This window comes from Enterocloster sp. OA13, assembly GCF_022440595.1.
In the GTDB taxonomy this organism is placed as follows: Bacteria; Bacillota; Clostridia; order Lachnospirales; family Lachnospiraceae; genus Enterocloster; species Enterocloster hominis.
On sequence record NZ_JAKNTF010000001.1, the window covers coordinates 5,065,567 to 5,084,725 of the forward strand.

Annotated in this window: 19 protein-coding genes; 12 read left to right on the forward strand and 7 right to left on the reverse strand. The window is 53.9% G+C overall.

The features are described 5' to 3' along the window. Window positions 1-17 precede the first annotated feature (17 nt). On the reverse strand, window positions 18-920 hold the full coding sequence (locus tag MCJ35_RS22375; protein WP_025485185.1) for a LysR family transcriptional regulator: 903 nt from the start codon (window positions 918-920) through the stop codon (window positions 18-20). A gap of 216 nt (window positions 921-1,136) precedes the next feature. Between MCJ35_RS22375 and MCJ35_RS22380 the strand changes: the two genes are divergently transcribed. From MCJ35_RS22380 to MCJ35_RS22435, 12 genes are read left to right on the forward strand one after another with little or no spacing between them, the layout of a single operon-like run. Next, window positions 1,137-2,030: a DUF6282 family protein gene (locus MCJ35_RS22380; protein ID WP_008720381.1), complete on the forward strand. Its 894-nt coding sequence runs from the start codon at window positions 1,137-1,139 to the stop codon at window positions 2,028-2,030. A 39-nt stretch (window positions 2,031-2,069) separates the two neighbouring features. Continuing rightward, complete coding sequence (locus MCJ35_RS22385; protein ID WP_025485184.1) at window positions 2,070-2,819, forward strand: PIG-L deacetylase family protein; 750 nt, start codon at window positions 2,070-2,072, stop codon at window positions 2,817-2,819. 21 nt (window positions 2,820-2,840) lie between these two features. Continuing rightward, window positions 2,841-3,509, forward strand: a complete 669-nt coding sequence (locus MCJ35_RS22390) for an RraA family protein (RefSeq protein ID WP_040380417.1) — start codon at window positions 2,841-2,843, stop codon at window positions 3,507-3,509. Window positions 3,510-3,531: 22 nt separating this feature from the next. Then, a complete protein-coding gene (locus tag MCJ35_RS22395; protein WP_050927280.1) occupies window positions 3,532-4,215 on the forward strand; it encodes an RraA family protein in 684 nt (227 codons plus the stop codon). Window positions 4,216-4,226: 11 nt separating this feature from the next. Beyond that, window positions 4,227-4,901: an RraA family protein gene (locus MCJ35_RS22400; protein WP_008720387.1), complete on the forward strand. Its 675-nt coding sequence runs from the start codon at window positions 4,227-4,229 to the stop codon at window positions 4,899-4,901. Window positions 4,902-4,934: 33 nt separating this feature from the next. Next, window positions 4,935-5,807 (forward strand): substrate-binding domain-containing protein, encoded by an 873-nt coding sequence (locus MCJ35_RS22405; protein ID WP_025485181.1) that lies wholly within the window; start codon window positions 4,935-4,937, stop codon window positions 5,805-5,807. A 44-nt stretch (window positions 5,808-5,851) separates the two neighbouring features. Then, the gene (locus MCJ35_RS22410) at window positions 5,852-7,630 is read left to right on the forward strand and encodes a thiamine pyrophosphate-dependent enzyme (RefSeq protein ID WP_008720390.1); all 1,779 of its coding nucleotides are present in this window, start codon (window positions 5,852-5,854) and stop codon (window positions 7,628-7,630) included. Window positions 7,631-7,646: 16 nt separating this feature from the next. Continuing rightward, window positions 7,647-8,225 (forward strand): indolepyruvate oxidoreductase subunit beta, encoded by a 579-nt coding sequence (locus MCJ35_RS22415; RefSeq protein ID WP_008720392.1) that lies wholly within the window; start codon window positions 7,647-7,649, stop codon window positions 8,223-8,225. 31 nt (window positions 8,226-8,256) lie between these two features. Continuing rightward, window positions 8,257-9,315: a butyrate kinase gene (gene buk / locus MCJ35_RS22420; RefSeq protein ID WP_025485179.1), complete on the forward strand. Its 1,059-nt coding sequence runs from the start codon at window positions 8,257-8,259 to the stop codon at window positions 9,313-9,315. Between the two features lie 30 nt (window positions 9,316-9,345). Then, window positions 9,346-10,263, forward strand: coding sequence for a phosphate acyltransferase (locus MCJ35_RS22425; RefSeq protein WP_008720395.1), 918 nt, complete (start codon window positions 9,346-9,348; stop codon window positions 10,261-10,263). 3 nt (window positions 10,264-10,266) lie between these two features. Then, window positions 10,267-11,469, forward strand: coding sequence for an MFS transporter (locus MCJ35_RS22430; protein ID WP_025485177.1), 1,203 nt, complete (start codon window positions 10,267-10,269; stop codon window positions 11,467-11,469). Window positions 11,470-11,484: 15 nt separating this feature from the next. Then, a complete protein-coding gene (locus MCJ35_RS22435) occupies window positions 11,485-12,855 on the forward strand; it encodes an MATE family efflux transporter (RefSeq protein ID WP_008720399.1) in 1,371 nt (456 codons plus the stop codon). Here the strand turns inward: MCJ35_RS22435 and MCJ35_RS22440 are convergent. The 6 genes from MCJ35_RS22440 to MCJ35_RS22465 are packed head-to-tail and all read right to left on the reverse strand — an operon-like array spanning window position 12,852 to window position 19,068. Next, entirely contained in the window at window positions 12,852-13,700 is an 849-nt protein-coding gene (locus tag MCJ35_RS22440) for a Cof-type HAD-IIB family hydrolase (protein WP_025485176.1), read from the reverse strand. The genes MCJ35_RS22435 and MCJ35_RS22440 overlap by 4 nt on opposite strands. A 27-nt stretch (window positions 13,701-13,727) precedes the next feature. Next, window positions 13,728-14,471, reverse strand: a complete 744-nt coding sequence (locus MCJ35_RS22445) for a glycerophosphodiester phosphodiesterase (RefSeq protein WP_025485175.1) — start codon at window positions 14,469-14,471, stop codon at window positions 13,728-13,730. A gap of 23 nt (window positions 14,472-14,494) precedes the next feature. Then, window positions 14,495-15,961, reverse strand: coding sequence for an ABC transporter substrate-binding protein (locus MCJ35_RS22450; protein WP_240299660.1), 1,467 nt, complete (start codon window positions 15,959-15,961; stop codon window positions 14,495-14,497). A 56-nt stretch (window positions 15,962-16,017) separates the two neighbouring features. After that, window positions 16,018-16,929 carry a carbohydrate ABC transporter permease gene (locus tag MCJ35_RS22455; RefSeq protein ID WP_025485174.1) on the reverse strand — a complete coding sequence of 304 codons (912 nt, stop codon included), beginning with the start codon at window positions 16,927-16,929 and terminating at the stop codon, window positions 16,018-16,020. After that, window positions 16,929-17,795, reverse strand: a complete 867-nt coding sequence (locus MCJ35_RS22460) for a carbohydrate ABC transporter permease (RefSeq protein ID WP_025485172.1) — start codon at window positions 17,793-17,795, stop codon at window positions 16,929-16,931. Before MCJ35_RS22460 ends, MCJ35_RS22455 begins: the two co-directional genes overlap by 1 nt. 10 nt (window positions 17,796-17,805) lie before the next feature. Next, a complete protein-coding gene (locus MCJ35_RS22465; protein WP_025485170.1) occupies window positions 17,806-19,068 on the reverse strand; it encodes an ABC transporter ATP-binding protein in 1,263 nt (420 codons plus the stop codon). Window positions 19,069-19,159: the final 91 nt, after the last annotated feature.

Consider the following 19,159-nt stretch of genomic DNA (forward strand, 5'->3'; position numbering starts at 1 on the left):
TTCTTATATGGCAGCTGCTAAACGCCTGCCTGCCGTCCTCCTGGACCGTGGCCGGACTTCAGGAGGATGTGCTCTATCAATGTGTGGGTTTTCTTATTCTGGAACTTATCCTTGCGCCATACCAGTGAAAAGGTGATGGGTATCTTCTCCGTCAAGGGGACCGTCACCACCTCCGGCCATGTATCAGCCAGTTCCTTGATGAGGAAGGTTCCGGCCTGCCCGGAGGAAACCAGGTTCCGGATTAGAGACAGTTCCACGCCGTACATCAATATGTTGGGAACCGAATTTGCATTATAAAACGCCGTCTTCAGTATCTTGGCCATGTAGGAGTTCTCCTGGCTCAATATGATGGGGGCGTTTTTCAGGTCCACGATATTAATCGCCTTTTCCTTTGCCAGGGGATTGTCAGGGTTGACACAGAACACGAATTTCGAACTGAAAACAGGCCTTTTTTCCAGATTCCCCGGAAGCTTCCCCTCATCGACGATGATTGCCACATCGCAGGAGCCGTCATCAAGTGATTTGAAGGCCTTGGGGGAATTATACTGTCTGATTATATAGTAAATGTCCGGATGTTCCTTGCGGAAATCATTCATGAAAAGGTTGAGCATGAACATCCCGGTAAGGATCGGGACTGAAATGCACAGCTGGTTCCGGTGCTTTCCCAGGTCCTTCATCTGGACCTCGAGGGCGTTAATCTGGGTCAGGATGTCCTTTGTGACCTCATACATATATTTCCCTTCCTGTGAAAGCTGGAAGCGCTTATTCTCACGGTCAAACAGTGTAACACCCAGCTGCTCTTCCAGATCCTTGATTGCCAGGGAAATGGACGGCTGAGAGATGTGGAGCATTTCAGCGGATTTCGAGATGGTCCCGTATTCACATACGGCGACAAAATACTGCATTTGTGTAATGGTCATGATATCCCCCTCCGTGGTGGCTGCAATAAAAAATGTCAACTGCCTTTATTATAGCATGGACAATCAAATTACAGAACCCGGTTTACGTCAAAATGAACAACCGGAACCATAGTTTTTTTTAAAGATATATGAGATTATCTATATTTTACTTTTGCACACACGGCATTTTATAATTGAATCAGGATAAAACAAAGCAGAAAAGGAGAAGTGTGAACCATGAGCGATACTATCATTACTGGTGCATATGACATGCACATCCACACAGGCCCTGACATCATGGACCGGAAACTGGACTTCCTGGAAGAGGCGGAACGTGTGAAAGAGGCCGGTATGGCCGGATACGTCATTAAGAGCCATTATTTTCCCAGCTCCTCCTGGGCAAAGGTTGCTAATAAAAGGGTACCTGAGTGCCAGACCTTTGGCAGCATTGTCCTTAACAACTCAGTGGGAGGGCTGAACCCTTACGCGGTGGACGCGGCTGCCAGGGACGGCGCCAAGGTGGTCTGGTTCCCAACCGTTGACACGGTTGCAGCCATCAAGAAGACAGAGCATATCGAGGAAGGCGGACGCCGCCCCTTCTGGCTGGACGTCCTTCTCTCCATCCAGGCCGACGGGATGACCCTGCAGCCGGTGCGGCTGCTGGATGATGACGGCAGGCTGGTGCCGGAGGCCATTGAGGTCCTGGACGTGATTGCAAGATACGACATGGTCCTGGCAACCGGACACATATCCGTACGCGAGGCAAAGGAACTGATTAAGGTTGCAAAGGAACGCAAGGTCGAACGGATTGTATGCACACATGTGGATTCCCAGCTTTGCTTCTGGGAAATTGAAGAGCAGATTGAATTCGTAAGGAAATACGGCGTCTACATGGAGCACTGCACCAACAGCTGCACCACCGGGAAGGTGGAGTGGGATGTGTGCCTGAACCAGATTAAATCCGTGGGCTGCGACCACATCATCATCAGTACGGATCTGGGCCAGAAGAAACACAAATACCCGGATGAAGGACTCCTTGATTTTGCAAACTGGATGCTGGAAAACGGTATCTCCGAAACAGATGTCAGGAAGACCATCCATGACAACCCCAAACAGCTTCTGCTGGGTTAAGTGAACAAAAAATATTGAAAGATAAAGGAGAAGAACAATATGTTTAGTGATCAGCGTTTATTAGTTGTATCTGCACATTCCGCGGACTGGGTATGGCGCAGCAGCGGCACCATTGCCAAATATCTGGCAGGAGGCGCCCAGGTATATGTGGTCTGCCTTACCTACGGCGCGCGCGGGGAGTCCGGTCCTCTTTGGAAACAGGAGGGACAGGACGCGGAGAATGTGAAGAAAATCCGCCTTACCGAGTCCATGAACGCGGCAAAGGTCCTGGGCGTCACCAATTTTGAGATGTGGGACTACGATGACTGCATGCTGGAAGTCAGCCCTGAAATCATCCGGAAGCTGAACGAGAAGATCCGCGAAGTACAGCCCACCCTGATCATCACCCATGACAAGGTAGATCTGACAAACCCGGACCATGGGTTTGCAAGGGACATTGTTTACCGTGCATCCATCATGTCCAGACAGGCCGGAATCGAAAGCAGCGGCCTGAAACCCGCCAAGGCAGCCCCCATCTATGGATTCGAGGCATCCGAGCCTGAGCGCAGCGGCTACGTACCCGCCGTATACATTGATATCACCGATTTCTTTGAGAAGAAGCTGGAAGCCATGAAATGCATCGCAACCCAGACCGAAGGCCCCCATATCCACACAAGGCTCAGCACACACAGGGGCTGGCAGGCATCCAGGACCATCGGCGATAAGAACATCAAATACGCGGAGTCCTTTACCATGAGCGATTCCCTTGTGGTGACGGAACTGCCTGTTTCAAAGCTCCAAACTTTTTAACGGATGAAGGAGGTTACATATATGGCTGAATTAACAAAGGAACTGAGAGAACGACTTTATAAACTGGGCACCACCAATATTTCCGATGCCATGGACGCGCTGGGATTTTCCAATGTCTGTGCCGGAATCACCCCTCTCTATGAGAGCTGTAAGAAAATCGTAGGCCCTGCCATCACGCAGCGGTTCATCCCAACGGACCACCTGCCCAAGCAGAAGCACGGGGGCATGGAAACCATCCAGAACGCCGCGCCTGGCAGCGTGATCGTGGTGGAAGGCAGCGTCCGCCCGGACATGAACACCTGCGGAGGAATCGCAGCAACCGCAGCCTGCATGAACGGGCTGGAGGGCTGGGTGTCCGATGGACTGGTCCGGGATGTGGATGAGATTGTGGACCTTCAGTTCCCCATGTACTGCAAGGGAAGGACCGTACTGACGGCCAGGGGACGTTTCATGGAAGCCGCTATCAACGAACCGGTCTGCTGCGGAGGCGCGCTGTGCCGCTTTGGGGATATTGTGGTAGGCGATAAAAGCGGGGTGGTCATCATCCCACAGGAACGGATTGAAGAGGTAACTGCCAAGGCTGAAGAAATTGCCGCTAAAGAAGAGGAAATGATCCGCAGCATCAAGGAAGGCGCAAGGCTTGGGGAAGTGGATTCCAAAGCAAACTACGAAAACATGTTAAACCGATAAAAGAGTGAAAAGGAGAAAAATCATGGAACTGAAAGACAGAATTCTGGCACCGGAAATCATAGAGGCATATAAGGAACTGGACACCACCGAGGTAGCGGACGCAGTAAACCGTTTTGGTTATAACACAGGCATGTTCGGACTGAACTGCATTGTTCCCGGGACAAAGCTCTGCGGCCAGGCATTCACCGTACTGTTCGGCGTCTGCCAGGGCGGATTTGAGGGCAAGATGGACTATCTTGACGAAGTGCCTGCCGGCAATGTCATTGTAATTGACAATGACGGCCGCCTGGATTACTCCTGCTGGGGCGACTTAATGAGCCGCGTTGCCATGCGCAACGGTGTCAACGGCACGATTGCAGACGGCATCATAAGGGATATCCCGGATATCCGTGAGATGAAGTACCCCACATTTGCCCGCGCAACCCATATGTGGACCGGGAAAATGCATTCCTATCTTGAGGCAACCCAGGTTCCTGTGCGCATCGCAGGCGTTTCAGTCAATCCCGGGGACCTGATTTTTGGCGACGACACAGGCGTTCTCAGCATTCCCTTTGAAATCGCTGAAAAGGTCCTGGCAGCTGCCCAGGAAATCCACGAAAGGGAGAAAGTAATCGAAGGCTTCATCAAGCAGGGGATGCGCCTTGACAAGGCACGTGAGGAAACAGGATATTACTTCCTGCAGGAAGCTAAAAAGGCCGGAAAGTAAAGGAGATCATTATGTCAAATGTCGGATTTCGCCAATACAACAATATAAAACGTGCGGACCCCAGCCTTGTAGAGCTGTTCCGCGGTATCCCCACCCCCAATATTGATGACAATATGAACCGCATGTTTTCCCTCCGGGGCCTTAAACCCTACAACAGGACGCCCCTTCTGGGCACGGCCTTTACGGTCCGGGTGGCTGCCGGAAACAACCTGATGTTCAACAGGGCCATCGACCTGGCCCAGCCCGGGGACGTAATCGTGGTGGATGGCGGCGGTTACATGGAACGCGCCCTTTGCGGTGAAATCATGATCAGCCACGCCAAAAAGCGGGGGCTTGCCGGATTTGTGGTCAACGGCTGCATCCGGGATGTGGAGGCTGTTGCAGCCATTGATTTCCCGGTCTACGCACTGGGCTTCAACCCCAACGGCCCCATGAAAAACGGGCCTGGTGAAATCAACACCCCGGTTGTCTGCGGAGGCATGGCCATCCTGCCCGGCGATATCCTGGCAGGGGATGCCGACGGCATCGTGGTCATCCGGCCGGACGATGCTGCCGGGGTGGCCCAAAAGGCCGCCAGACAGAACGAAGGCGAGAAAAAGCTCCTTGAAACCATTGCCCAGGGCAAATGGGACCGAAGCGGCTTCGCTGCAACACTGGCTGAACTTGGCTGTGAAATCATGGACTAATCCAGCCGGAAAAACATACTAGGAGGAATATTTATGTCTCAGGCAAAAGAAGTTTCAATTGTTCTTGATACTTATCCCCATACCAGCGCCATAAAGGACGGCAGCTTATCAGATCCGGATATCAAATTAAATTTTACGGAATACAAACCCATCAGCAAGTCATTTGACGATATGCTCCGTGACCAGCCTTTTGATATCTGCGAAATGGCGCTGGGTACCTTTTTACAGGGGCTGGACAGCAAAACCCCTATCAGGCTCCTGCCCATCGTCATGGGCGGGGAGTTCCATCACGGAAGCCTCTGGTACAACCCGGCCCTGGGAGCCATGGGCCCTGCTGACTTAAAGGGGAAAAAGGTGGGCGTGCGGGCCTACACCCAGACAACCGGCGTATGGGTCCGGGGCATGCTGTCCGAACAGTTCGGGGTATCATCCGGGGACGTGACCTGGGTTACCACCGAAGCCCCCCATGCGGCTGATTATAAGTGCCCGCCAAACGTAGAGCTTGCACAGGGGGCAGACCTGGCGGGTATGGTCCGCTCCGGTGAACTGGCAGCCGTGATCATGGGCACCAAGCAGGGCGCGCCAAAGGGACTGGAGCGGCTGGTTCCCGATGTGGACGGGGCCATCACGGAATGGTTTGAAAAACATCAGGCAGTTCCCATCAACCACATGGTCGTGTTCCGTGAGGGCGCTGACATAGACGCGGTCCACAAGGTATATGACCTGCTGGCTGCAGGGCTTTCAAAAGCCTATCCGGCAGAAGGACGAAGCGGACGGTTTGCGCTGCAGTGCGGCGTGAAGAACGTGTGGAATGCAGTGGAGATGGCTATGAAATATTCTTATGAACAGGGTCTTATCTCCCGCGTCTTTACCATGAACGAGATTTTCCATGAATCATTCCTTTGATTATAGTTACTCAGACAAATAAACAGTTGAGAAGGAGCAGAATAATGAAAGTTCTTATGACGGGCAATGAAGCAGTTGCGCGTGGTGTATGGGAGGCTGGTGCACAATTTGCATCAGCCTATCCGGGGACGCCAAGTACAGAAATTATGGAATGTCTGGCTAAATTTGATAAAAAAGACATCTATGCGGAATGGGCGCCCAATGAAAAAGTCTCCATGGAAAGCGCCCTTGGCGCATCCCTGGCCGGGGTCCGTTCATTTGTTTCCATGAAGTGCGTGGGTGTGAACGCATCCGCGGATCCATGGATGTGCTTTTCCTATACCGGATGCGAAGCCGGTATGGTGGTGGCTGTCGCGGATGAGCCGGGCCAGCAGTCAAGCGGGCAGTCCGCCCAGGATGACAGGGTATTCTTCAAGCATGCCCGTTATCCGTTCTTTGAACCGGCCGACAGCCAGGAAGCCCTTGACATGGTCAAGGAAGCCTACCGTATCAGCGAGATGGCGGACACCCTGGTGGCGCTGCACATGACCACCAGGATCTGCCATTCCAAATGTGTGGTCGAAACAGGGGAACGCATGGAGGTGCCGGTCCGTCCTTATGAAAAGAACGCGGCTAAATACATCCCCCTTCCCGCCCATTCGCCAGCAATGGTCAGGCATAGTTACACAAAACTGGAGGATTTAAAGGACTACTCCGAGCATACCCCGTTCAACCGCGAGGAAATGCATGATACCTCCATCGGAATCGTATGTTCCGGATGCAGCTACTACTTTGCAAAAGAAGTATTCGGGGACAAAGCCTCCTACTACAAAATCGGCTTCGTCAATCCGCTTCCCATGGAAAGCATCCGCGCCTTTGCCAAAAAGGTAGATAAGCTTTATGTCATTGAGGAGACAGACCCCTTAATTGAAAATGAAATGCGTCTGGCCGGGATTGAATGTACCGGAAAGGACGTGCTGCCGGTTACCGGGGAGCTTCTGCCCGACGTGCTCCGTGAAAAGCTGTTAAACATCACCAGTCCGAAGCCGGAAGTGGACCGGGATAAGATATTGCCCAGGCCGCCTGCATTCTGCGCGGGATGTCCTCACCGCGGCGTATTCTACACACTGTCAAAGATGAAGGATATCATGGTTGCCTCAGACATCGGATGTTACAGCCTCAGCCCCGTGGAACCCTATTATGTGGGGGATACCGGAATCTGTATGGGTTCCAGCATCAGCATCGGCCACGGATTCCAGCAGGTCATGAACAAGGTGGGCGGCAGCCGGCGCGCGGTTGCCGTGCTGGGTGATTCCACCTTCCTGCATACTGGATTTAATTCCCTTCTGGATGTTGCATATAATCAGAGCAATACCGTAACCATCATTCTCGATAACCGCATCACCGGCATGACCGGGCATCAGGAAAATCCCGGTTCAGGTTTTACCGCGCAGGGAGAAGCTGCTCCTGAGGCTGACATTCCCGCCATCTGCCGCGCCATCAACATAAAGCATGTGGTAACCGTGGACCCCAACCATCTGGACGAATTCAAGAACGCCTTAGATGAGGCCCTTGCCCTGGATGAGCCGTCCGTCATCATCACCCGCTGGCCATGCGCCCTCAAGAAAATGTCCCAGGAAAACAAAGAAGAATTCCCGGATGCCTTCAGCCAAAGGTATCAGGTGGATGACAGCGCCTGTGTCGGCTGCAAGGCCTGCCTTAAGGCCGGATGCCCTGCAATCCATTTTGAGAGGGAGAAAAAGAAGGCATTCATCGGCAGCGATTGTCTGGGCTGCAGCGTATGTTCCCAGATATGTCCGGTACACGCAATTATAAAAAAGTGAAAAGGAGCCAGAGAAAATGACAAAAAGTGTATTACTGGTCGGCGTGGGAGGCCAGGGAACAATTACTGCGGCTAAGCTTCTTACCACAGGGCTTCTGGAAGCTGGATGTGATGTGAAAATGAGCGAGATACACGGCATGAGCCAGCGCGGAGGAACGGTTTCCTCCCATGTGCGCTATAACGCCGACGGCCAGGTATGTTCCCCTGTCATCGGGGAAAAGGATGCGGATATCCTGGTATCCTTTGAGCAGATGGAAGCCCTGCGCTGGATTGATTATGTAAAACCCGACGGCGCAATCGTGACCAGCACCGAGAAAATCGACTGCCAGTCCGTACTGACCGGACGGAGCGCCTATCCCGGGAATATAATTGAGGAACTGAAAAAGGTGGGCGGCCAGGTATTCGTGATCAACGCATCGGAAGAAGCGGCAAAGCTTGGCAGCAGCAAGGTTGCCAACGTCATCCTGTTAGGGATGATTGTGAAGTATATGGGACTTGAACACATCGACTGGGAAAAAATCATCCGGGAGAATGTAAAAAAGAACTTCATCGAGATGAACCTGAAGGCCCTGGAGTTAGGAAAGTCCCTGATTTAGGCCCCGGGCCATGTAAAAGGAGGTAACAGCTATGAAAACCCTTGTCATCAATCCTGGTTCCACTTCCACAAAGGCCGCTGTGTTTGAGGACGATAAGGAACTGGCCCGGGAAAACCTGGCCCATTCAAAGGACGACCTTTCAGGCTTCAAGGTATGGACAGAGCAGCTGGACTACCGGTATGGGCTGGTGATGCAGTTCCTGAAACGCGCGGGATACAGACCCCAGGACCTGTCCTGTGTCATGTCCCGCGGCGGTTCCCCGCCCGGAATCCATGCAGGCGCAACCGCTGTGGACGAACGTCTTGTGGACGCGCTGCTAAACCGTCCCCTGGAACCCCATCCCGCCAGCCTTGGACCTGTGATTGCCGCAAAAATCGCAAAAGAGGCAGGAATCCCCGCCTTTGTATACGATCCCATCACTTCGGATGAACTGAATCCCCTTGCAAAGGTCTATGGGGTAAAGGGAATCCAGCACAATAGCATGTGCCATTTCCTGAACACACACGCCATGGGAATCCGGCTTGCCAAAAACCTGGGCAGGGATTTTCATGACATGAACATCCTGGTGGCCCATATCGGCGGCGGCAACAGCATATGCCTCTGGAAGAAGGGGCATCCGGTGGATGTGGTCCCCGGGGATGCCTGTGCATTTTCTGCGGAACGGGCAGGCTTCATGCGCTCAGAGCGGATGGTTCAGCTGGTGCAGGAATACGGGGCCACAAACTGCATCGGATGGCTCCATGGAAAAGGCGGATTTGTCTCATTACTTGGGACAAATGACCTGCGCGAAGTGGAGCAGATGATAAAAGAGGGGAACGGGGACGCGCTCCTGTGCCAGAAGGCAATGGCATACCAGCTCAGCAAATGCATCTGTTCCCTGCTTCCCGCCGCTGACGGCAGGCTGGACGCCGTCATCATCACAGGCGGAGGCGCCTACTGGGAACGCCTTACCGATGATATCAGGGACAGGATCGGTTTCCTGGATACGCCTGTATATATCATGCCCGGTGAAAATGAAATGCAGGCCCTGGCCGAAGGCGCGCTGCGCGTCATGAACGGCGAGGAAAAGGTCCAGCAATACAATGGCTGAGACGGATGAACCAAACCAAAGGAGGATCAGATGGAACTTCATAATTTTAGTGAAATGATGGCGATGAATTCATCGCTGGGAAAAAAATGCACCATGGCAGTGGCCGGCGCAGGGATTCCCTCCGCCATTGACGCTGTGCTGGACGCCTATGATAACCAGGTGGCGGACGCAATCCTGGTGGGTGAACCGGAGGTCATCCGCTCCCTGCTCAGGGAACGCGGGCGCAATGTTTCCAGCTTCAATATCGTAAAGACGGCTGCCGGACAGACCCCGGCGGACACTGCCGTGGAAATCATCAAACAGGGGGATGCCGATTTCCTACTCAAAGGCATGGTGGAAACCTCAGACCTGTTCCGTCCCGTGGTCAAAAAGGAAAACGGACTGAGGACAGGGCGTACCATCTCCCACGTGGCGTTTTACCAGCTTCCCTTTTACCATAAGCTTCTGATTACAACGGACGGAGGGGTATGCGCCTATCCTGACCTGAATAAGAAGAAGGACATCCTCGTCAACGCGGTGAACACCCTGCACTGTCTGGGTTATGAAAACCCAAAGGCCGCCGTCCTGTGCTGCAAGGAACACGCGGATGAACATATGCCTGAGACAATGGACGCCGCCGCCCTTAAGGAGATGTGCGCCAGCGGCGGACTTGCCAGCTGCATCGTGGAAGGCCCCATTTCTTATGACCTGGCAATGAGCCCGGAACGGGCCGCCATCAAGAAGTATGACTGCCCGTACTGCGGTGATTTTGACATCCTCGTATCCCCCAATGTACACGCGGGCAACATCCTGGGGAAATGCCTGGAGCTGCTCCCCGGAGTCACCATGGCAAGCTACGTCGCGGGAGCCAGGATTCCCATTGTCCTTACGTCACGGGCCGCCCCTGCCGAGGAACGGCTTCGCTGCATCGCGCTGGCAGGCATTGTAGCGTCCCGCCAAGAGGGATAGGCCATGGGGACAAAAATAAACCGATGGCTGATCCTGGCCCTTGGCACCGCTGCCATGTTTTTTTCCGGCATCATTTATGCGTGGTCTATCTTAAAGGCACCGCTGCAGGATGAATTTTCCTGGTCGGCATCCCAGCTGGCCATGAACTTTACCCTGACCATGTGCATGTTCTGTATCGGCGGCATCATCTCCGGCATACTTCTCTCAAAAATCAGTTTAAGACTGCTTCTCGGGGCGGCCGGGTTCCTCTCCTTCGCAGGCTTCATCCTTGCGTCCGGTATCGGGGCTGGCGGGCTTGGCAGGCTGTATCTGTCCTACGGAATCCTTTCCGGCCTGGGCATCGGCATCGGATATAACGCCGTCATCTCTGTCATAAACGAGTGGTTCCCGGATAAAAAGGGAACCAGCTCCGGGGTCCTGATGATGAGCTTTGGGGCCAGTGCCCTGATTCTTGGGAATATTGCGGACTCCATGATAGCATCCTCCATGGGCTGGCGGGCCACCTACCGGATACTCGGCTTCTTCACTGGCCTTACCCTGCTTCTGGCGGCTGTATTCATGAGGCATCCGGTCAGGGAAGATCATGTGCCCGGCAACCCGGGGACAGCTCACGGCAAGGGACCGCAGAAAAATTACACACCAGGGGAAATGGTCAGAAGGCCTGCCTTCATACGCTTTTTCCTCTTCCTGATACTGGCCTGCGCCGTGGGCAACAGCACCATCAGCATGGCCCGGGATGTGGCGCTGTCCGTGGGCGCCAGGGCAGGGCTTGCGGCCCTGCTGGCAGGCGTGCTTTCACTGTGCAACGGATGCGGCAGGCTGCTGGCAGGAATGCTTTTTGACCGTTACGGACAGAGGATGACCATGACCATTGACGGCATCATCACCATGGCGGCTCCCGCTGTCATGCTGCTGGCAATCAGCAGCCATTCCGTTGTCATCTGCGCAATCGGGCTTTGTATCACCGGACTGTCCTACTCCTTCCAGCCGCCCGTCACATCCTCGGTTGTATCCTCCTTTTACGGCACGGAGCATTTCTCCCTTAATTACAGCATTGCCAACCTGATGATGATTCCCGCTTCCTTCACGGCAACAATCGGCGGCGCGCTCCTTACTTTTACAGGTTCATATTTTGCGCCGTTCCTGCTGCTGCTGGTATTTTCCGTGATATCCTTTGGACTGAACCTGAGCATACGCCATGGGTGAATATGAGGTTGAGATATGAAACAGCAAACGGCTTCCCAATATGAGAAAATGATAAATACAGACGTGGCACCGCTGATTGCCCGGCTCTGCGTCCCGTCAATCCTGACCATGCTGGTCACGAACATCTATAATCTGGCCGACACCGCCTTTGTGGGCCGGCTGGGCACAAGCGCAAGCGGGGCAGTGGGCGTGGTGTTTGGCTTCATGACCATGATTCAGGCCATCGGCTTCGTGTTCGGCCAGGGCGCGGGCAGCATCATTGCCCGCCTGCTGGGGCAGCAGGAAAATGAAAAGGCCACCGTAACCGCTTCCACAGGATTTTTCTTTTCCTTTGGATTCGGTGTCCTGCTCTCCATTGTATCCTGGCTGCTGTTAGACCCCCTGGTCATGCTTTTGGGCAGCACGCCTACCATTGCCTCCTATGCCAAGATCTACATTTCCTATATCCTGGCGGCTACTCCGTTCATGTCAGCCAGCTTTACCATGAATCAGATCCTGAGGTATGAGGGAAAGGCCGCATTGGGCATGATTGGCATGATGACCGGGGGCATCCTCAATATAATCGGGGATCCCATCCTGATGTTCGTCTTTAAAATGGGCATTGCCGGGGCCGGATTATCAACGGCCCTCAGCCAGATGGCCGGATTTTGTATTCTGCTGGGTATTTACATACGTGGGAAATCCGTGTGCCGGATTACCTGGAGGAAAGTCTCATTTGACAGAAAACAGATTTTAGATATCCTGGCAACAGGGCTTCCAAGCCTGCTGCGCCAGGGGCTGAACAGCGTGACTACCATGGTGTTAAACGGGCAGGCCGCTGTCTACGGTGACGCCGCCATCGCGGCAATGAGCATTGTGAACCGCATCATCCATTTCATATTTTCCATTGCCCTTGGCATCGGGCACGGCTTCCAGCCGGTCAGCGGTTTCAACTACGGCGCAGGCAGGTACAGCCGCGTGCGTAAGGCATTCCGTGTGACCGTCATCATGGCGGAAACATTCGTCAGTGTCTCAGTGGTGTTTCTGATCATCTGGTCCGGCAGCCTGATTGGGCTGTTCAGGGACGATCCGGACGTGATTGCCATCGGTACACGGGCGCTCAGGGTCCAGGGCCTTTCCCTTCTGCTCCTCCCCATGTCCATGGCAACGGAGATGTTATACCAGAGTACCGGACAGAAGCTGGGCGCCTCCGTGCTTTCCCTGCTGCGGGGAGGACTGATCTTCATTCCTTCAATCCTGATACTGGCAAGACTGAGGGGACTTCATGGGATAGAGGAGGCCCAGGCCGTTGCATTTGCAGGGGCATTCCTGCCGTCCTTCCTGTTCATGTGGCGCTTATTCCGGAAGATGCCTGAAAAGGATACTGCCGCGGATCCGCCTAACTAGTACAGCATTGCGTAAGGCAGCACTAAATTTTCAATGGCGTATGCCACCCCGTCCTGGCTGTTGGGGCGCGTCTGGCATTTGGCGGTCTTTTTAATGCGTTCCACGGCATTCCCCATGGCCACCGTGTACTTAAGATTCATGGACAGCATGGAATGGTCGTTCTCGCTGTCCCCCACCGCCATGATTTCATCCCGCCGTATATTCCTCATTGCGGCGTATTCTGCCAGGGCCTTGCCCTTCTGGGCCTCCTGGTGGGTCAGTTCCAGGTTGGTAGCGGCCGAGGACGCGATGGCCAGGCCGGGAACCGCCCGAAGCCGTTCCCTGAGTCCATCCAGCACAAGGGGGGATTCATGGATGACGGAAATCTTATAGAACTCCAGCCCCCGTTCAAACAGCTCCCCGGGAGGCAGGAAGGTAAAACGCCGGCGCACGCCTTCATAGGAAAATTCAGCCATTGGCAGCAATACATTGCGGTTAAAATAATCCTTGAAGGCTTCCTCTTCTGCAATGGTACAGCTTCCCTTATCCGTCATGAAGTCAAAGATGACGTCCGCATCCTTACAGCATTCCACAATCCGTTCCACCTGTGTCCCGGCAAGCTCCACCTTGCCGATCCGCCTGCCCCGGACGTCATAGGTGGAAGCCCCGTTCATACATACAACCGATGCCTTAAGCCCTGCCTCTTCAAGCGGAAGCAGGGCGTCTTCATAGCTTCTTCCCGTACATATGAGAAGCTCCACCCCCATGTTCTGCATACACCGTATCACATGGGCATTCCGGTCCGACACACGCCCGTCAGGTCCCAGCAGTGTGCCGTCCATGTCAACCGCTACAAGTCTTATCATTCCATCAATCCTTTCCTGAATCCGGCATCAGCCAAAGGGATCCACCCGGTCGGCCACGCTTCTGCACAGATCCGGTTTATTGGTGATGATGGCCTCCACTCCCTGCCTTACCAGCATTTCCATATACTCCTCATCGTTGACCGTCCACACGTGCAGGGCCAGCCCAAGGGACCTGGCCGACGGGATCAGTTCCGGATCCTGCATGTGGTACAGCGCGGGATGGAGCGCATCCACCCGGGCCGTATGCCGCCCATAGGAAGCCACGTCAATCCACCCGTCAGAATAGAGCAGCCCGGTTTTCACCGAGGAATCCAGCATTTTCAGCTTCACAAGGCTTGGGTGATGGAAGGAGGAGTAGATGACCCGGTCACCCATCCCCATTTCAGATGCCAGGTCAAGCACCCTTTCCTCAATTCCCTCATAGGGCACGATCCCTGTCTTCAGTTCAACGTTAACCACAAGCCCTGTGGGTCTTAACAGCTCATAGACCTCTCCCAGCGTGGGGATGGACGCATCCCTGTACTCAGGGAACAGGCGGTTAAACCGCAGTTTCTTAAGCTCACTTAAGGTATGGTCCTTAATGTAGCCTGAACCGTTGCTGACCCTGTCTATGGTTTCATCATGCGCCACTACCAGTTCATTGTCCCGGCTCAGCTGTACATCCAGCTCCACGCCGTCAGCGCCCTGTCCCGCCGCCAGCTTGAATGCCTCCAGCGTATTCTCCGGCGCATAAGCGGACGCGCCTCTGTGTGCCCATACCTGTGTCTTCATGTCCCATCCCCCACTCATCATTATCACTCATTTAAAAGATTATATTCCTCAATTGCCTTATTAATCTGCTTTGCCATATTGGCAGCCGTATCCTCAGGAGTTATATTGTTGTTCAGCATGTTCTCGATTTCCGTCTCCACCACCTGTCTGGCCTCAGGGAACACACTTAAAAGCGCGCCCGCGGACTCCGGAGCGGAATCATGGAGCTGGTCAATGGCTGTCCCGAACTGGGGATACTGAGCCATATTTTCCTTAAAGACCGGCTCGTCATGGGCGTCTGCCGTCACAGGGAAATATCCGGTCTGGGCATTCCAGTATGCCTGGCTTTCAGGCGATACAAGGAATTTCACGAACTCCCATGTGGCTGCCTTTTTCGCATCATCCTCGTTATTCAATGCCCACAGGGATGCTCCGCCAATGGAAACGCCGCCCTTATCGTCTGCATTTACCTTTGGGAAATAAGCGGTCCCCACCTCAAATTTACCGTTCACATCCCCTAATATCTGCTTCAGGGAAGCCGTGGAACCCAGGGTCATGGCAGATTTCCCGGAGCTGAAATCAGCCAGTCCGGAGTCGCCTCCCCGCCCCACGATTGGGGCATATCCCTTGTCATACAGCTCTTTCCAGGCCGTCAGCGTGCTCACGGCCGCACCGTTCCGGTCAAAATCCACAGCGGTTGCTGCCGCCTGTCTTCCATTTCCATTGTTGACATATGAAAGCCCCTGTTTACATGTGAACTGCTCGAAAAACCAGCCGTAGATGCCAAGGGAAATCGGCTCTCCGGCCCCGCCCTTTTGTACCAGGGCGTCCGCGGCATCGGCAATCTCCATAAGGCTTTCCGGCACCTTTGTCACGCCTGCCTTCTCAAACATATCCTTGTTGTAGTAAAGGATCGGGGTGGAGGAATTAAATGGCATGGAGTACAGCTTATCATCTACAGTATAATACGCAGCGATGTTTGGTTCAATCACTGATTTATCCCAGCCGTCCGCATCCATCAGTTCCTGCATGGGCACCACCCAGCCGGAATCAATCATGAAACGGGTGCCGATGTCATATATCTGGACCAGGTCAGCCCCCATGTTGCCGATCTGGGCGCTTTTTAACTTGTTGATTGCATCATCATATTCCCCCTGGTACTGGGCATCCACCTTGATTCCAAGGGTATTTTCCGTATTAAAACGGTTAACCAGGTAATCCAGCGCCTCCCCGTTCACCCCGCCCATGGAATGCCAGAAGGTGATGTCCGTACCCTCCGCCGGTATGGTCCCGGTCTGTTCCGTGCTGCCGGAAGCCTCCCCTGGCTGGCCCTGTCCTGCCGTGTCCTGCCCCGCGCCATCCTGTCCGCTGCCGTCCTGCCCGGTTCCTTCCCTGCTTCCCTGTGCAGACGTATCCGAAGATGCCGCCTTGGCCCCGCATCCTGTCATGGAAGCGGCCAGCACTGCGGCTGCCGCGAAGGCTGTCATTGTTGTCATCCATCTTTTCTTCATAACCGTTCATTCCTCCGAAATCTTATTTATGATTTATTTTATATGTAAAGGGCTGGTCATCCCTTAACAGCGCCTGAGAACATCCCCCGGATCAGCTGTTTCTGTCCGGCGATAAAGATAGCTATGGAAGGTATGATTACCAGGATTACCCCCGCAATCATCAGGGTAATGGACTGGGCATCCTCATTATTGAGCATACTGATACCGATCTGCACGGTCCTCATCTCATTGGAACCCGTCACAAGCAGCGGCCACATATACATATTCCATGCATTGATGAAGGTATACACCGCCATGGCCCCGATGGCTGACTTGGTCAGGGGCAGGAGTATCCTGAATATGAACCGGAGGTTCCCGCATCCGTCTATTTTGGCGGATTCATACAATGAGATGGGAAAGGATTTATAAAACTGCCTGAACAGGAAAATGCCCATGGCCGATGTAAGATACGGCACGATCAGCACCTGATAGGAATCCAGCCATCCGAAACGGCTTACGGTCAGGTAATTGGATATGATGGTCGCCTCCCCCGGTATCATCATGGTTGCCATCACAAGCATGAACAGCGCTTCCTTCCCCTTAAAGTCCAGGAAGGAAAAGGAAAATGCTGCCAGGGAACAGGATATGATCTGCCCCAGGGTAATCAGCCCGGCCACCATGAAGGAATTGGCCACAAACCTGGCCAAGGGCACCTTGATGAGGGCCTGCCGGAAGTTCTCCAGGGTCGGCGATGAGGGCAGCAGGTTCATCTGTGTGGTAAACAGTTCGCTGGAGGGCATGAAGGCCACGCTGACCGCATACAGAAGCGGAAGCAGCACAAACAGGGAGACAAGTATATTAAGCCCAATAAGGACGGCGGTCCTCCCTCTTCTCACCAGCAGCGCCCTGCGGTTGGCCGCCTCCTGGACGCGTCTGATTTCTTCCCGGTCCATTTCCCCGGTCCTTCTGATAACAAGTGTCTGCTCCATTAATAGCTGACCCCTTTCTTCTCTACTTTAAACATGATTAACGTCAGTGCCATGATGATGGCAAACAGGATGACGGACTGGGCAGCCGCGCTGCCGAACCGGTAATTAAAGAATGCATCCCTGTAAATGGAATATACAATCAGGTTGGTGGACTCCCCCGGCCCGCCCTTGGTCAGGATCTTCACCTGCCCGAAGGCCTGGAAGGCCTGGATGATATTCACCACCACCGTGTAGAACATGATGGGGCTGAGCCCCGGCAGGGTCAGCCGGAAGAATTTCTGCAGCGCGCCCGCTCCGTCCACCGATGCCCGCTCATAGATGGACTCATCGATATTGCCAAGACCTGCGGAAAAGTACAGGAAGTTGATGCCGCTGTTCAGCCACGCGGTAAGGAGGGCCACACAGACCAGCGCATATTTGGGGTCATTGACCCAGTTGATGTCAAGTCCCAGCAGCTTGTTCACAATCCCGATGGACGGGTGGAGCATGATTTTAAATATCAGGGCAGCGGAGCTGGACGCAATAGCCATGGGAAGCGCATATGCCGTGCTGAACACCCGGATACCCGGAAATGCCCGGTTGCACAGCATGGCTGCCATGAGTCCAAGGGCCATGCTGACCGATACCACTATCACCACGAATATCAGCGTCACCGTCAGGCTGTTAAAGAATGACCCGGACCGGAACAGGTCCGTATAATTCCCAAGTCCCACAAACAGCTTGGCCTGACCCATTTTATTTGTCTTAAACAGGCTTAGATAGATTGTCTTAAAAAATGGATAAAACAGGAATACGGCAAAGACCAGAAGCGCAGGCGCCGTGTAGGCGTATGGTCCCGCCTTTTTTATGAATGATTTTTCTTTCATGGTTCTGCTCCTATACATACAGAATATTTTCTTCTGTTATTGTGTCAAACAGTTTGATACGGGCCATATCCACATAAAGGCGTACCCGGCTGCCTGCCTTCGCAGGACAGGAGGGCGGCAGCTTGGCAGATATAATTGGGGAATTTTCCCAAATGATTCCTTCCGGAACCGGCCCACCTTGGGCTGCATCGCCCCGGGCCGGCCCGCTCTTGGCTGCATCGTCCCTGTCAGCCCCGCACTGGACCATATCACCCCGGACAGTTCCGTCCTGGTCCATACCGTCCCGGACACTCCCGCCATCCCCACACACCCGTCCATGGAGCAGGACTTCCGCGCCCAGCATTTCCCTCACATCCACCAGAACCTCCAGCCAGGCTTCTCCCGACGCCTGTCCATGCAGGTCTTCCGCCCGGATTCCCAGGGTGACCGCCTTTTCCATATAGCCTTTATTCATAAGCTTTTTCCCCTGGGCCGCGGTCAGGGGAAGCTGCCAGCCTTTTCCTTCCAGGCACGGTTTCTGGTCCTTAAGGATTACCTTCCCTTCCAGGAAGTTCATGGCCGGGGAGCCGATGAAGCCGGCCACGAACCGGTTCACCGGGTTCTGATACAGTTCGGCAGGCGGCGCCACCTGCTGTATGGCCCCGTCTTTCATGACGACGATCCTGGTGCCCAGGGTCATTGCCTCCACCTGGTCATGGGTCACATAGATCATGGTGGCTCCCAGCTGCCTGTGAAGCTTGGCTATCTCCACCCGCATCTGGCTCCTCAGCTTTGCATCCAGGTTGGACAAAGGCTCATCCATGAGATACGCCCTGGGCTTGCGCACAATCACGCTTCCGATTGCCACCCTCTGCTTCTGCCCTCCGGAAAGGGCGCTGGGCTTTCTGTCCAGAAGGTGGCCTATCTCCAGTATCCCGGCCGCCTCCCTGACCCGTTTGTCAATCTCTGCCTTGGGCGTCTTATGGGCCCGCAGGCCAAAGGCCATGTTTTCATATACCGTCATATGGGGGTACAGGGCGTAGTTCTGGAATACCATGGACAGGTCCCTGTCCTTTGGCTCCACCATGTTCATGAGGCAGTCATCCATCCACAGTTCCCCTGAGGATATATCCTCCAGGCCCGCAATCATCCTGAGGGTGGTGGACTTTCCGCAGCCCGATGGACCCACGAAGATAACCAGCTCGCCTTCCCGGATATCCAGATTAAAATCCTTTACCGCGCAGTAGCCGTTTTTATAAGTCTTGCTTACATTTACCAATGATATATCAGACATGGCCGTTCCTTTCACATTTCCAATCTACTCTTAGATTTTAGCCGGACAGTGTAAAATCAAAAAGTGAGGTCCTGTAAAATAGATGTAAAAC

What these genes read in the sequence shown, in the direction of transcription:
- MCJ35_RS22375 (WP_025485185.1), bottom strand. Translation starts at nt 920, where the DNA reads ATGACCATTACACAAATGCAGTATTTTGTCGCCGTATGTGAATACGGG.
- MCJ35_RS22380 (WP_008720381.1), top strand. Translation starts at nt 1,137, where the DNA reads ATGAGCGATACTATCATTACTGGTGCATATGACATGCACATCCACACA.
- MCJ35_RS22385 (WP_025485184.1), top strand. Translation starts at nt 2,070, where the DNA reads ATGTTTAGTGATCAGCGTTTATTAGTTGTATCTGCACATTCCGCGGAC.
- MCJ35_RS22390 (WP_040380417.1), top strand. Translation starts at nt 2,841, where the DNA reads ATGGCTGAATTAACAAAGGAACTGAGAGAACGACTTTATAAACTGGGC.
- MCJ35_RS22395 (WP_050927280.1), top strand. Translation starts at nt 3,532, where the DNA reads ATGGAACTGAAAGACAGAATTCTGGCACCGGAAATCATAGAGGCATAT.
- MCJ35_RS22400 (WP_008720387.1), top strand. Translation starts at nt 4,227, where the DNA reads ATGTCAAATGTCGGATTTCGCCAATACAACAATATAAAACGTGCGGAC.
- MCJ35_RS22405 (WP_025485181.1), top strand. Translation starts at nt 4,935, where the DNA reads ATGTCTCAGGCAAAAGAAGTTTCAATTGTTCTTGATACTTATCCCCAT.
- MCJ35_RS22410 (WP_008720390.1), top strand. Translation starts at nt 5,852, where the DNA reads ATGAAAGTTCTTATGACGGGCAATGAAGCAGTTGCGCGTGGTGTATGG.
- MCJ35_RS22415 (WP_008720392.1), top strand. Translation starts at nt 7,647, where the DNA reads ATGACAAAAAGTGTATTACTGGTCGGCGTGGGAGGCCAGGGAACAATT.
- buk (WP_025485179.1), top strand. Translation starts at nt 8,257, where the DNA reads ATGAAAACCCTTGTCATCAATCCTGGTTCCACTTCCACAAAGGCCGCT.
- MCJ35_RS22425 (WP_008720395.1), top strand. Translation starts at nt 9,346, where the DNA reads ATGGAACTTCATAATTTTAGTGAAATGATGGCGATGAATTCATCGCTG.
- MCJ35_RS22430 (WP_025485177.1), top strand. Translation starts at nt 10,267, where the DNA reads ATGGGGACAAAAATAAACCGATGGCTGATCCTGGCCCTTGGCACCGCT.
- MCJ35_RS22435 (WP_008720399.1), top strand. Translation starts at nt 11,485, where the DNA reads ATGAAACAGCAAACGGCTTCCCAATATGAGAAAATGATAAATACAGAC.
- MCJ35_RS22440 (WP_025485176.1), bottom strand. Translation starts at nt 13,700, where the DNA reads ATGATAAGACTTGTAGCGGTTGACATGGACGGCACACTGCTGGGACCT.
- MCJ35_RS22445 (WP_025485175.1), bottom strand. Translation starts at nt 14,471, where the DNA reads ATGAAGACACAGGTATGGGCACACAGAGGCGCGTCCGCTTATGCGCCG.
- MCJ35_RS22450 (WP_240299660.1), bottom strand. Translation starts at nt 15,961, where the DNA reads ATGAAGAAAAGATGGATGACAACAATGACAGCCTTCGCGGCAGCCGCA.
- MCJ35_RS22455 (WP_025485174.1), bottom strand. Translation starts at nt 16,929, where the DNA reads ATGGAGCAGACACTTGTTATCAGAAGGACCGGGGAAATGGACCGGGAA.
- MCJ35_RS22460 (WP_025485172.1), bottom strand. Translation starts at nt 17,795, where the DNA reads ATGAAAGAAAAATCATTCATAAAAAAGGCGGGACCATACGCCTACACG.
- MCJ35_RS22465 (WP_025485170.1), bottom strand. Translation starts at nt 19,068, where the DNA reads ATGTCTGATATATCATTGGTAAATGTAAGCAAGACTTATAAAAACGGC.